10 protein-coding genes are annotated in these 12,530 nt (G+C 70.3%); 4 read left to right on the forward strand and 6 right to left on the reverse strand.

Annotated elements, in window-relative coordinates:
• Together MXD95_RS12490 and MXD95_RS12495 are read right to left on the reverse strand one after the other, a co-directional pair.
• On the reverse strand, nucleotides 1-573 hold the full coding sequence (locus tag MXD95_RS12490) for a hypothetical protein (RefSeq protein WP_250640756.1): 573 nt from the start codon (nucleotides 571-573) through the stop codon (nucleotides 1-3).
• A 586-nt stretch (nucleotides 574-1,159) separates the two neighbouring features.
• Nucleotides 1,160-2,062, reverse strand: a complete 903-nt coding sequence (locus MXD95_RS12495; protein ID WP_250640757.1) for a LysR family transcriptional regulator — start codon at nucleotides 2,060-2,062, stop codon at nucleotides 1,160-1,162.
• A gap of 273 nt (nucleotides 2,063-2,335) precedes the next feature.
• Between MXD95_RS12495 and MXD95_RS12500 the strand changes: the two genes are divergently transcribed.
• Nucleotides 2,336-3,850 (forward strand): MFS transporter, encoded by a 1,515-nt coding sequence (locus MXD95_RS12500; protein WP_285223615.1) that lies wholly within the window; start codon nucleotides 2,336-2,338, stop codon nucleotides 3,848-3,850.
• Between the two features lie 95 nt (nucleotides 3,851-3,945).
• Nucleotides 3,946-4,401: a peroxiredoxin gene (locus MXD95_RS12505; protein ID WP_250640759.1), complete on the forward strand. Its 456-nt coding sequence runs from the start codon at nucleotides 3,946-3,948 to the stop codon at nucleotides 4,399-4,401.
• Between the two features lie 62 nt (nucleotides 4,402-4,463).
• Here MXD95_RS12505 and MXD95_RS12510 read toward each other — a convergent pair whose 3' ends face one another.
• Entirely contained in the window at nucleotides 4,464-5,807 is a 1,344-nt protein-coding gene (locus MXD95_RS12510; protein WP_250640760.1) for an ABC transporter substrate-binding protein, read from the reverse strand.
• A gap of 580 nt (nucleotides 5,808-6,387) precedes the next feature.
• Complete coding sequence (locus MXD95_RS12515) at nucleotides 6,388-7,344, reverse strand: SDR family NAD(P)-dependent oxidoreductase (protein WP_250640761.1); 957 nt, start codon at nucleotides 7,342-7,344, stop codon at nucleotides 6,388-6,390.
• Between the two features lie 61 nt (nucleotides 7,345-7,405).
• Here MXD95_RS12515 and MXD95_RS12520 point away from each other — a divergent pair, with 61 nt between their 5' ends.
• A complete protein-coding gene (locus tag MXD95_RS12520) occupies nucleotides 7,406-7,801 on the forward strand; it encodes a nuclear transport factor 2 family protein (RefSeq protein ID WP_250640762.1) in 396 nt (131 codons plus the stop codon).
• 64 nt (nucleotides 7,802-7,865) lie between these two features.
• On the opposite strand, the gene MXD95_RS12525 is transcribed toward MXD95_RS12520, so the two are convergent.
• Nucleotides 7,866-9,449, reverse strand: coding sequence for a flavin-containing monooxygenase (locus MXD95_RS12525; protein ID WP_250640819.1), 1,584 nt, complete (start codon nucleotides 9,447-9,449; stop codon nucleotides 7,866-7,868).
• A 309-nt stretch (nucleotides 9,450-9,758) separates the two neighbouring features.
• On the opposite strand from MXD95_RS12525, the gene MXD95_RS12530 reads away from it, so the two are divergent.
• Entirely contained in the window at nucleotides 9,759-11,309 is a 1,551-nt protein-coding gene (locus tag MXD95_RS12530) for an acyl-CoA synthetase (protein ID WP_250640763.1), read from the forward strand.
• Nucleotides 11,310-11,451: 142 nt separating this feature from the next.
• Here the strand turns inward: MXD95_RS12530 and MXD95_RS12535 are convergent, their stop codons facing one another.
• Nucleotides 11,452-12,501, reverse strand: coding sequence for a cyclase family protein (locus tag MXD95_RS12535; RefSeq protein ID WP_250640764.1), 1,050 nt, complete (start codon nucleotides 12,499-12,501; stop codon nucleotides 11,452-11,454).
• Nucleotides 12,502-12,530: the final 29 nt, after the last annotated feature.

The raw sequence follows: 12,530 nt of genomic DNA on the forward strand, positions 1-12,530 counted from the left end.
TCACCCAGAGCGAAGGCTACTGCTGCGCAACCCGACGATCGCGGCGCCGGCAGTGACGATGCAACCGGCCAGACAGCAGGTCACGCCGATGTTCGGGTCGAAGTGGACGGTGACCGTTCTCGACGCGCCGAAGGCGGATTCCTCGTCGTTGTGAACACCAGTGAGCCCGAGAAGGATGAAAGTCCCGTAACCGAGCGCACCCAGAAGCCCGGCGGGCAGGACCAGCCCATAAAACACCTGAGTCCGGGAGGCGAGGCCCGCACCAAGCGCGAGACCAGCGAGAATCGCCCCGAAGACCGCCGATATCAGCCGCGCCCCGGGAACAACCGTGTAGCCGTAGAGGTCGGTGTAGGTGACAAAGGGCAGCAGTGAGCCGAGGAACACCGCTGCCCCTCCACCCAGCGCCCATTTCCAGGATGAGGAAGCCGCCCGCGGCGCACCGGCCGGCGGCGGTACGCCCCAGCCGGGCACGGAGCGCGAGGCCGCCCAGCCGGCCGAGGCGGCCGGGACCCACCCGGCGCCAGCGCCGGGAACCGCTGGGGCCCAGCCGGTCGCGGGCCCGGCGCCGGCCACCGCGGAATCATCCAGCCACAGGCTCCATCCCGGGGGCGGTGCGGGCCACGCCGGATCGGGCTGCCAGCCCTGCGGCGGAACCCAGCCCGGCGGGGGAACAGGCCAACCGGGAGGTGGATTGAAGCGAAACACCATCTGCCCTCGCACCAGGACCTCTTCGGCGACGCGGACGAACGGCGCCGGCACCGGGAGGGACTCCCCGAGGCGGGATCAACCGTATCGGGTTCATGGCGCCCTCTCAACCGACATCCGGGGACCTTGTTGTCTGGTTCTCGACCGCCCCCGCCATCTACACCACCCACCCCGGAATATCAACAGCGAGGTGGATAACGCGCGGATCCCAGCGTGATTTCCTCCCACTCGGCGATAATCATCGGATCGCCGTCATACCTGGTGCAGGGCCCGCCAGGACACCCGACGCCGGCCTACCACGAGGAACGCGGGCAGGTCCTGAACACCGCGTCTGCGGGTCGAGCCCCGCGCATATGAATCGAACGCAGCGCAGCTGGCGCGGGTGACCAACCGCATGGCGGCGGGCGGCTCCGCCGCACCTTGGCCGTAGTCCTGGCCGACGGTTGTCTCAGGATCAACGCGCTGGTTCGGCCAGGTGGTCGCCCAGAACTGCCCGGAAGGCGAGCAGGCCGGGGTGGGCGGCGTTGCGGGCGAGCCAGGTCAGGGTGACGGCAGTGTCCAGGGCGATGTCGTCCAGTTCGACCAGAGCCACCTCGCCGCGCTCGGCGTTCGCGCGTACGGCGACCAGAGGCAGCAGGGCGCAGCCCATGCCCGCAGCGACGCAGCCGCGCAGCGTGCCGATGCTCGAGACAACCGCCACCGGCTGCGCGGCACGGCAGGTCCCGACGACCCTCCCCGCGGCGAAGGCGTTGTCGTGCATCTCGCGGAAGCCGCAGCCGGGCTCGGTGGCGATAAACGGCTCGGCGGCAAGGTCCGCGAGGCTTGCCCGGCCGCGGCCGGCGAGTGGGTGCGCCGGCGCAACGATGACCACCAGCGGTTCGGTGCTGAGTGTCCGCGCACGCAGTGAAGCGTCCGGCGGTGGATCTCCGAAGGTCAGGCACGCGTCCAGCTCGCCGCGGCGCACCTGCTGGTACAGCTCGCCCCGACTGGCCTGCGCCACCCGGACCCGCGCGCCTGGATGGCGCGCGCAGTACCGGGCGAGGACGTCCGGCAGCAGGTGGGCGCTGAGCGTCTCGAGCGCGCCGACGGCAAGATCCGGGTTTGGCTGGGCCACGGCGAATCGGGCCTCCTCGACGAGGCCGAAGATCCGGCCGGCATAGTCGGCCAGCGCCCTGCCCTGGACGGTGAGCCGAATCCGGTGCCGCGTGCGATCGAGCAGGGGGGTGCCGAGGTCACGCTCGAGGGCCTGCACCTGGTCACTCACGCTTGACTGTGCGTAGTGCAGCTCCCGCGCGGCCTGCGTGATGCTGAGTGTCCGGGCGACGGCCTCGAACGTCCGTAGCTGTCTGAGCTCCACAGCCCGCGCCCCCAATCCGTGTTCCCCGATCCGTGTTCCGCTATCCGTGCCGCAGGTGTGCCGCCCCGGCGCTCCCCGTGCCCGTCCGTTGATCCCGCGTGCCAGGCTACCCGCCGATACCGCGACCATCGGATCAGCCGATGTCGTGCACCGGGAATTCCGGTGGCGAGATCCGGTCCGGTACACCGCATGGTCGATTGAATGGGTGCACCGCCGCCCCGCCCGTCGAGAACTCCGGGCCTGACCGCCTGCGGCGGACACCCGGGAGGCCAGATGTCAGCACAGTCAGAACCGACGGCGCGACCAGGGCCGGAACCACCCCGTTCGACACCAGGAACGCAGCCACGGGAAAGCACTCACGGCCAGCGGGAGAATCCTGCGAACGGGCCGTCATACCCAGCGCCAGAAAAGCTGTCGCGGATACTTCTGCTCGGCCTTTCCCTGGGCTATTTCATGGTGCTGTTGGATCTGACGGTCGTCACGGTCGCGCTGCCCGCTGTCTCTCGGAGCCTGGACGTCGGCCTCGCCGGATTGCAGTGGGTCAGCAATGGATACACGGTGTCCTTCGCCGCTATGCTGCTCACCGCCGGCTGGCTTTCGGATCGTTTCGGCGGCCGACGGGTGTTCCTTTGCGGGCTCGCCTCGTTCGGCGTGCTGTCGGGAATTTCGGCCACCGCGACCGACCTTGCCACGCTGGTGGCCCTGCGCGTCGCGCTTGGGCTCGCTGGGGCACTGCTGCTGCCGGCATCGCTCGCGCTGCTCACCCGGGCCCATGACGATCCCGCCACGCGGGCGCGGGCGGTCGGGTCGTGGGCTGCGATCACCGGTGCCGCGCTGGCGGCGGGGCCGGTGATCGGCGGCGTCCTGACCGAGACGTTCGGCTGGCGTGCGGTCTTTCTGGTCAACGTGCCGCTGGCACTGGCGAGCCTCGTCATCACCGTGCGCCTGGCGCCACGGACCGCACCCGCACCGCGCGGCAGCCTGGATCTGCCCGGCCAGGCGAGCGGCGTCCTCGCCCTGGCCGGACTGATATACGTCCTGGTCGAGGGCCCGCAACGGGGCTGGGTCGACGGTGAGGTCATCGGCGCGTTCGGGTGCGCGGTGCTCGCGGCCGTGCTCTTCGGGTCGGTCGAGGCACGGGCCGCCGGCGCGGCGATGCTCCCGCTGCACCTGTTTCGCAGTCGCGGCTTCTGCGCCGCGCTGAGCGCCGGGCTGCTGGCCACCTTCACGCTGTCCGGGCTCCTGTTCGTACTCTCGCTGTACTTCCAGGATGCCCGTGGGTATTCGGCGCTCGGGTCGGGGCTGGCCTTTCTTCCGCTCACGGTTCCGACCGCCGTCAACCCGATGTTCACCGGCCGGCTCGTCGCCCGGATGGGGCCGCGCCGGCCGGCCACGCTCGGCTTTGTGCAGATGGCGGTGGGCGTTGCCCTCCTGGCGCCGTCCACGGGCGGCTCGGTGGCGGCGGTGACCACGACCGCCGCGGGCCTGCTGGTACTCGGGGTCGGCATCTCCTTCGCACTGCCGGCCCTGGTTGCCGCGGTGGTCGGCTCCGTCCCGACCGAGCTCACCGGAACGGGCATGGGTGCGCTGAACTCCGCTCGGCAGGTCGGTGGGGCGCTTGGCGTCGCCATCCTCGGCATCCTGCTGCGACAGGGGGCGACGACCGCTGCCGGGACCCGCCTCGCGCTGGTGGCAAGCGGGGGGATCCTGCTGGTCGGCGCGATCGTCTGCGCGACGTCGCTGCCGGGGCGCGCCCGCCGTCCCGCACCCGCGACCGCGGGCGACTGACCGCAGGCGGGCCACGGCCTGCACCGCGGCCACATACCGTTTACGCTACCGACCTGGGTGCATATTTAGGTACATCGTGCGAGTGGAGGATCGCCATGAACGTGGGAGACAAGGTAGGGGAGCTGTCCGGGGTCGATGAGACCGGGGCCGAGCTGAAGTTCTCGGACCTGCTCGCCAAGGGTCCGCTGGTGGTGTTCTTCTACCCCGCGGCGATGACCTACGGCTGCACCAAGGAGAGCTGCCACTTCCGCGATCTCGCCGCCGAGTTCGAGGCGGTCGGAGCGGGCATCGTGGGCGTCAGCGCCGACGACGTGGCCAAGCAGGCGGAGTTCAGCGCCAAGCACTCGCTCGGATTCCCGCTGGTGGCCGACACGGACAGGAGCATCGCCGAGGCCTTCGGCGTCCGGCGCAAGCGCGGCCCGAACAAGCGGTCCACCTTCGTCGTGGGCATCGACCACATCGTGCTGGCCCGGATCGACTCCGAGTTCGCGATGGGCCGCCACGCCGACGATGCGCTCGAAGCGCTGCAAGCAGCTGTCCGGCGCGGCTAAGCATGGGTGCGGGCTCGGCTGCTGTCCGTCTGGACAGCAGCCGAGCCCGCGTCAGATCAGCGTCAGCTACCGAAACTGGTCGGTACCGGCTGGTACCAGTTGCGCTTGGCGGTCTCCCAGCAGGCGAACGGTTTGTCGTTCGTTCCGCCGACGATCTGCAGCTTGCTGCCGCTCACGACCTTCAGGAAGGCGAAGCACTCCAGCTTGGGGCCGTGGGTGATCGGGTCGGACTGGGTGGGTGCCTGGTGCTGGCGCGACCAGTCGACCGGGACGACCAGGCCCCCGGCGTCGTAGTCGGTGAGCTTGTTGGTGGCGGCGATCACCGAGGAGCGGGTGAAGGAGGGTCCGACGGCCTTGATGCCCTGGTAGGCGAGGTCTGCGGAGACCCAGCCGTACATCGCGTAGTCGGTCAGCTTGCCACCGGTCTTGGGTACCCAGCTGAGGAAGTCGGCCAGGCCGGAGCCCTTCGGGTTCGCCTCGAAGGGCACGAACGGAGTGCCGACGATGTCACCGTCGAACAGGTTGCCGGCCTTCGCCAGGAAGTCCTTGTCGTAGGTGTTCGGCATGACCAGCTTGGCGTTGGACACGCCCTGGCGCTGCAGTTCCGTGGCCACGGTCTTCGCGCCGTTCAGGTCGATGCAGAGCATGATCGCCTGCGCGCCGGCGCGTTTCATCGCCGACACCTCGGGGCCGATGCCGTTCGGCAGGCCGAAGGGCAGGGAGTTGTTCGAGTAGACGACCGACTGCCCGGTCTGGGCCGCGTACAGCTTGGTCGTGGCGACCACCGAGTTGACGCACTGCTTGGAGTTTTCCGAGACGCCATACCCGAGGGCGGCGATCTTCTTCGCGCCGAGGAGCTGTGCCGCGTACGGATAGGTCCGGCTGGTGCACTCGATGCAGTTCATGCCGACGGTCGAGTAGGCCGAGTCCTTGCCGGCCATGTCTGCCGGGAAGTACGGGTCGGCGTAGTTCGGGATGCCGGCCTTCGCGAGGTCCGGCCACCCGGTGGCCAGCTGCGGCGCACTGAACGTGGCGAACGTGTCATTCGCGGTGATGATCTGCAGTGCGCCCTGCTTGTTCTGTCCAAGCTGGTCGTCGACCAACTTGGACAGGACGAGCTTGCGGCCGAAGACACCGCCCTTGCTGTTCTGGTAGGCGAAGTAGGCCTTGACGCCCTGGGCGTAACAGTCCAGCACGCAGGTGCCGAGTGGGTTGTTGGAGTTCGTGCCGAGCGCGGCGAACCGGATCTCCGAGGCTGAGACGCCGGGCGCGCCGTTCGCGGAGTTCGCCGGGGCCGAGCCGGTGGAACCACCACCGCCACCGCCACCGGAGGAGGCGTTCGAGCACGCGACCAGCGCAAGACCCAGCGCGACAGCGAGGACTGATAAGCGGCGTATGTATTTCACAGGGTACTGCTCCTTGCTTCTCGCGCCCTTCACTACTTCGCGGGGGCACTGTTCTCATGGGAGGTATCAACCGGCTCGACAGCGCCGTCGGTGTTTCCGGACACCGAGGAGGGCCATCTTGGCGGAACCTGTCCGAGCGACCTGTCCGAGCGACCCGAGCCCCCCGGCGAGAGCCCCTTGGATGCCACCCGTTCGTCAACTCCCCAGCCGGCCGGAACGATAGCATCCCCCGGTCCGATCTTCCATTGACGTGTCGACAGCGACCGGCGGCACGGGCGCGGAACACTTCCACCAACATTGAGCGCACAACATTCAGGGGTAGGCGAGCTTAACAGCGTAAAGCAGTCCTCGCCAGACAGCCGACCGGCCCCGGTGAGGTTCGCCGGAGTCGATGGGCCAGAGGGTCGATGGGCCAGAGGGTCGATGGGCCATGGAGTAGACGGACCACGGCCGACCGGCCGCGGGCTCGGCCCGTCAGGTGGGAGCGCAGGCCTCGCGCCCGGGCCCGCCGGGCGACCGCGGGTAGCGCCAGCCCGCACGGGCAGCGCCGTGCACCACGGCTCGGTCCGGCTGATCAGGCTCAGTCCGGCTGGTGGAGGTGCGCCATGAAGTGCTCGGACCAGTCCACTGGATCGGTGGGCACGTAGTACCCCTTCTCGTCGTTGATGGTCTCCCAGTTGGCGGCGACCTCCTCGACGCTCGCCCGCGCCGGTTCGGCGCTCACGTAACCCTCGGTCACGCCGAGGAAGAGCCGGGCGAAGCGTCCCCCGCCGGCGACGTACACCTCGCCGCGGGCCTGGCACGCCTCGTGCGCCAGATAGGCGACCATGGGTGCGACGGCGGCCGGGTTCAGCTCGGGTGGGGGGCGGAACCCCTCGTTCGCCGGAGCGTCCCCCGGCTTGCCGGCAAGGCGGGTAAGCGCGTTCGGGGCGATGCAGTTGACCCGGATGTCCCGCTCGCCGGCCGCCGCCGACATGCTCCGGGCCATCCCGAGCAGGGCCGCCTTCCCCGTGGCGTAGCCAAGGTTGTCCGGCAGGCCGAACATACCGATGGACGTCGTCAGCACGACGCGACCATAGCCTTGGCGCAGCATCTGCGGCCAGGCCGCCCGCACGGTGTTGAACGCGCCCTTGACGTGCACGTCCAGCAACCGTTCGAGGGTGGCCAGGTCGACCTCGGGCAGACCGGCCCAGATCATGTTCCCGGCGTTGTTGACGACCGCGTCGATCCGGCCGAACTCCCCGAGCGCGGTGTCGATAATCGACTGTCCACCCTCGGCCGTCGAGACGTCGGCGTGGTCGGCCACCGCGGCGCCGCCGGCGGCCAGGATCCGCTCGACCACCCGGTTCGCCGGAGCCGGGTCGCTGCCGGCGCCGGCAGCCGCCGCGCCAAGGTCGTTGACGACCACCTTCGCGCCGAGGCGCGCCAGCAGCTCCGCGTAGGCCCGGCCGATGCCCCGCCCCGCGCCCGTCACGGCCACCACGCGCCCGTCAAAGGTGAACCCGCCCATGGTCTGCCTACCGTTCCTCTGCGTCATGGCCTGAGATAGCGTTGCAAACTGACCGGTCAGTCCAATCCTGGAAGAAAGGCCCGGGCCGATGAGCACCGAGTACGCCGACGCCGCCGCCCGCATCCGCGACACGATCGCGACCTACGCGCAGGCGGTGGACGACGGTCGCACCGAGGACATCGTCGCCACGTTCCTGCCCGACGGGTGGGCGTCGTTCCCGGGCGCGGACATCGCCCGCGGCCACGACGGAATCCGCGCGACGTACGCGGCCCTCCCCCCCGGGCGGGCCCAGCGGCACCTCGTGGGCAACACGCTGATCACCGAGTTCGACGGCGACGCCGCCACGGCCACGAGCGACCTGGTCTTCCTGACCAGGGGCAAGGAGGGCCACTGGGCGGTTCGCATCGTCGGCCGCTACACCGACCACCTGCGCCGCAGCGGCAACGCCTGGCTGTTCGCCAGCCGCGAGCTTGTGTTCATCTGACCGCGCCGCCCAGCACGGCCCGCCGGCTCCGGCCGGCCGGCCGGCCGTGCTGGGCACGGCGCGGTCAGTCGAGGAAGCCCGCATAGCCGCCCTCGATGGTCTTCGCCATCACCCGCAGCAGCACCGGCCGTCCCGCCGGGTTCAGCAGGAACCGGCGGGGCTTGCCGGGCACGTTCGTCCCGTAGTACTGGCCGTGCTCCACGAAGGTGGACCGCGGCAGCGCCTTCTCCATCGTGGCCGCCCAGCGCCGCTCGGTCTCGAGCGGGACCTCGACCCGGCGCTCGCCCCGGTCTCGGGCGTGGTTGAGCAGGTCAGCAACGAAGTCGACCTGGTCCCCGCCGTAACGGGGGTTGTTCCCGGCCGCCCCGTGCGGACCGCCGGGGAAGAAGAAGTTGGGGAAACGGTGGCACATAACGCCCAGGAAGGTACGCGGGCCGTCCGCCCAGTACTCGTTCAGGGGCAGCCCGTCCACGCCGCGGATGCCCATCCGCCGCATCGCACCCGTGCCGAAGTCGAAGCCGGTGGCCCAGACGACGAGGTCGAAGGGACGCAGGCCGTCCGTCGTCTCGATGCCGGTCTCGGTGAGGCGGAGCATCGGTGTGCGGCGGGTGGAGACGAGCTCGACGTTCGGCCGGTTGAACATCTCGTAGTACCCGGTGACGAACGGCGGCCGTAACCCGCCATAGCCGTGGTCAGGCACGAGCAGGTCGGCGACCGCCGGGTCCGCGACGAGGGCGCGGATCTTCTCCTCGAGGAACTCGCACCACTCCCCGTTCGCCTTCGGGTCGAGCATCATGTCCTCGTAGTTGCTGCTCAGCTTGGCGAATCCGGGGCTGTTCCAGATGGTCTCGTAGAACTCCCAGCGCTGTTCCTTCGAATCATCGAAGGTCCGCCGCCCGGAGGACTCGTGCAGGAATCCGGCGACCGCCACGGCGAGGGCGTCGCGGATCCGGGTGAAGCTCTCTTTCAGTTCGGCCTGTTGGCGCGCGGTGATGGGATGGTTGTTCAGCGGCGTGCACCACGACGGGGTGCGCTGGTACACCGTCACCGACGCCGCCTGTTCGGCGACCACGGGCGCGATCTGTACCCCGCTGGACCCGGTGCCGACCACCGCGATCCGCCGGCCCTCGATGGCCACCGGCGAGTCCGGCCAGGCTCCGGTGTGGTGCTGCTCCCCCGCGAAGGTCTCCCGGCCGGGCACATCCGGGTACTGCGGCACGGACAGCACGCCGGTCGTGCTGATCAGGTAGGTCGAGCGGGCCTCGAAGCCGTCCTCGGTCCGCGTCGTCCACGTCCGCGTGGCCTCGTCCCACTCAGCGGACGTGACCCGGCTGCCCAGGCGGATGTAACGGCGCAGATCGAACCGGTCGACCACATGATTGAGGTAACGCTCGGTCTCGGGCTGGCCGGCGAACTCCTCGCTCCATTCCCAGTCCCGCCAGAGCTGTTCGGAGAACAGATAGCCGTAGGTGTAGCTCTCCGAGTCGAAGCGGCAGCCCGGATAGCGGTTCCAGTACCACGTTCCTCCGACGCCGCCGCCCTGTTCCAGCAACAGCACGGAGTACCCGTCGCGGCGGGCGCGGTAGAGCTGGTTGATCCCGAGAACGCCCGCTCCCACGATCACGATGTCGACGTCAGCCTGATCCATGTCTCCCACAGCCACATCGCAGCGGTGCACAGCAGTTTTGTACCGTTTGGTCCACTGGTGCACTGACGCTAGCCCCCGCCCCCAGAGGCGTCAAGGCTTGCCCGGCCGACCAGCCGGAACGCCACGCCACCGGGGATGGGACACGGGTCGCCGCGACCGGTACCGCCGCGGGATCGGCGTGGCCAGTCGTTGAACCGCCGGCCCGATCGGACTACGGTCACGTTGTTTGTACCGGTCGGTCAGGATCAGGTCGGCCAAGGTGAGGCCGGCCAAGGTGAGGTCGGTCCGGAAGAAGCCGAGGCAGGCGAGATGAGCACCGCGGACATGAACTGGGTCGGCGTTCTCGAGCACCATGCGGCCCGCACCCCGGACCGGCCGTTCGCCGTGCAGGACGGCGACGTCGTCAGCTACCGGGGTGCCCTCGACCGGGCCGCCGCCATCGCCGCCGGCCTGCGGGTCCGGGGCGTCGCGGCGGGTGACGTCGTGGCGCTGCTCGCCCACAACAGTATCGACTTCCTGACGACGATCTTCGCCGCGAACCACCTCGGCGCGGTCGTGATGCCGCTGAACTGGCGGCTCGCCGCGCCGGAACTCGCCTACATCCTTGAGCACGCGCAGGCCCGCGTCCTGGTCGCGGACGCCGAACTGGCCGCGCTCGGCGCCGACGCCGCGCGGGCGCTCCCGGCCCTCGATCGCGTCCTGATCGGGCGCCAGGACCGGGCCGGCTGGGTGCGCCTCGACGACGTCGCCGATGGCACGGCCCCGCCGGTCGAACGCGCCCCAGCCGCCGGCGACGACCTCCAGCGGCTCATGTACACCTCCGGCACGACCGGGCGCCCCAAGGGCGTGATGATCACCCACGCCAACCTCGCGTGGAAGAACTACGCGCACACCGCCGAGTTCGGCCTCACCGGCGCGGACATCGGTCTGGCCTGCGGCCCGCTCTACCATGTGGGCGCGCTCGACCTGGTGACCACGTCGATCATCTCGGCGGGCGGATCGACCCACGTCCACCCGGTGTTCGACGCCGCCCGGGTGGTCGACGACATCGAGTCGGCCCGGATCACCGTGGTCTGGCTGGCCCCGGCGATGGTCCGCGCCATCCTGGACCTACCCGGCATCGAGACGCGCGACCTGTCCTCGGTCCGCCTGCTCATCGGCGGCGGCGAGAAGATGCCGCTTCCCCTCATCGACCGCATCGAGCGGATCTTCCCGTCAGCCTGGTTCGCCGACGCCTACGGCCTGACCGAGACGGTCTCCGGCGACACCTTCCTGGACGCCGCGTCCATCCGCGCCAAGCGCGGCAGTGTCGGCCGCACCTGCCTGTACCTGGAGCTCGACATCTGGGACGCGCAGGGCCGTCCGCTGCCGGCGGGCGAGTCCGGCGAGATCGTCCTGCGCGGGCCGAAGGTGTTCCGCGGATACTGGCGCGACCCCGCGGCGACCGAGCGCGCCTTCGCCGGCGGCTGGTTCCACACCGGCGACATCGGCGTGCGCGACGCCGACGGCTACGTCTTCATCGTCGACCGACTGAAGGACATGATCCTCTCCGGTGGCGAGAACATCGCCGGTTCCGAGGTCGAGCGGGTGCTCTACGAGCACGCCGACGTGCGCGAGGCTGCCGTGGTCGGTCGGCCCGACCCCCGCTGGGGCGAGGTTCCGGTGGCGTTCGTCGCGCTGCGCCCTGGATCCGGCGTCGCCGAGCAGGAACTCCTGGAACACTGCCGCGGCCAGCTCGCCCGGTTCAAGGTGCCCCGCGCCGTCACCTTCGTCGACGCGCTCCCCCGCAATCCGTCGGGCAAGATCCTCAAGCGCGAGCTGCGCGCCCTCATTGACCAGCCCGACGGCCAGCCCGTGTAGCAGCCAGGCTGGGGCCGCTGGCCCCGCTGACGGCCGCCCCAGCCTGGCTGAGGGCTGGCCCCGCTGACGGCCGGCCCAGAGCCACGGCGTCGCCGTGGACCGCGTGTCCGGGCTACCCGACCGCCCGGACACGCGATCCGGGCTACACGGTGGCGACGGGGGTGAGCGGACTGCCGGCGGTGCCGGGCAGGCGCAGCGGCGGGGCGGTGAGCAGGAAGCTGGTGCGACCGTGGGCGCGCAACCAGGCGGCGAGCTCGTGCAGGTACCACAGCTCGCCGAGGGGCACACCGAGCTTGAACAGGCACAGGTGGTGGATCGGCAGCAGGGTGTGCGGTTCGCGGCTCGCGGGGGCCCAGCCCTCGACGGCGTAGTTGTCGGCGACCAGTGCCGACATCCCGGACTCGACGATCCACGCGAGCACGTCGTCGTCCATCGCGTCGAGGTACGGGTACATCGCCTGGATGCGGGCGGCGTCGGGCTGGCCGTTCCACTCGAGGATCTTCGTCGCGAACCCGGTGTGCAGCAGCACGATGTCCCCGGGCCGCACCTCCACCCCGTCGGCGTCGATGATGTCGCGCAGCGTCCGCCAGCCGACCGGGCGCCATTCCTCGGTGTGGTCGAGATGGTGCGCGATGTCGATCAGTACGGCCCGGCCCTGCACGCCGTGCGCGGCCATGTGCTCCAGGCCCAGGCGGCGGGCGAAGCTCACACTGCCGCTGCCGTCGCCCTTGGCGTCGGGCGCCGGCCCGACGACGTCCTCGCCAGGGCGGAAGCCGTTGTAGTACACCGGCTCGGCGACGCCATCGCCGTCCGCGTCGAACAGCGCGCCCTGGTGGACGAGCGCGTCCCACTGCGTCGAGTACTGCAGCCAGAGCGTCACGACGTCGTCGGACCACAGGTCGGTGAACGAGCGGTGGATCGAGTCCCGAGCGACGACGTTGTAGAAGGTGTCGGGCTTGCGGGCGAGGTCCTCGGTGGGGCGCAGGATCGGCGGGTAGCGACGCTGGTTCAGCGAGCTGCCGCCGGGCAGGTCCAGCGGCAGGCTCAGCGAGAACGACCGGCCCGCCCGCACCTCCCGCACGCCCTCGAGCACCTTCTCCGACGTGACCAGGTTGATCCGGCCGAGCTCGTCGTCGTCGCCCCAGTCACCCCAGGTGGAGCCGTCCGGACGTTGCTTCCAGCGCTTCGCCACCGTTACTCCCTCGCGTCCAGCCCGGCCGC

The sequence above is a fragment of the Frankia sp. AiPa1 genome (assembly GCF_023243075.1).
Taxonomy (GTDB): Bacteria; Actinomycetota; Actinomycetes; order Frankiales; family Frankiaceae; genus Frankia.

Bases quoted from the DNA above. Each gene is read 5' to 3' on its own strand.
- MXD95_RS12500 (WP_285223615.1), top strand. From the start codon at position 2,336: ATGTCAGCACAGTCAGAACCGACGGCGCGACCAGGGCCGGAACCACCC.
- MXD95_RS12505 (WP_250640759.1), top strand. From the start codon at position 3,946: ATGAACGTGGGAGACAAGGTAGGGGAGCTGTCCGGGGTCGATGAGACC.
- MXD95_RS12520 (WP_250640762.1), top strand. From the start codon at position 7,406: ATGAGCACCGAGTACGCCGACGCCGCCGCCCGCATCCGCGACACGATC.
- MXD95_RS12530 (WP_250640763.1), top strand. From the start codon at position 9,759: ATGAGCACCGCGGACATGAACTGGGTCGGCGTTCTCGAGCACCATGCG.
- MXD95_RS12515 (WP_250640761.1), bottom strand. From the start codon at position 7,344: ATGACGCAGAGGAACGGTAGGCAGACCATGGGCGGGTTCACCTTTGAC.
- MXD95_RS12525 (WP_250640819.1), bottom strand. From the start codon at position 9,449: ATGGATCAGGCTGACGTCGACATCGTGATCGTGGGAGCGGGCGTTCTC.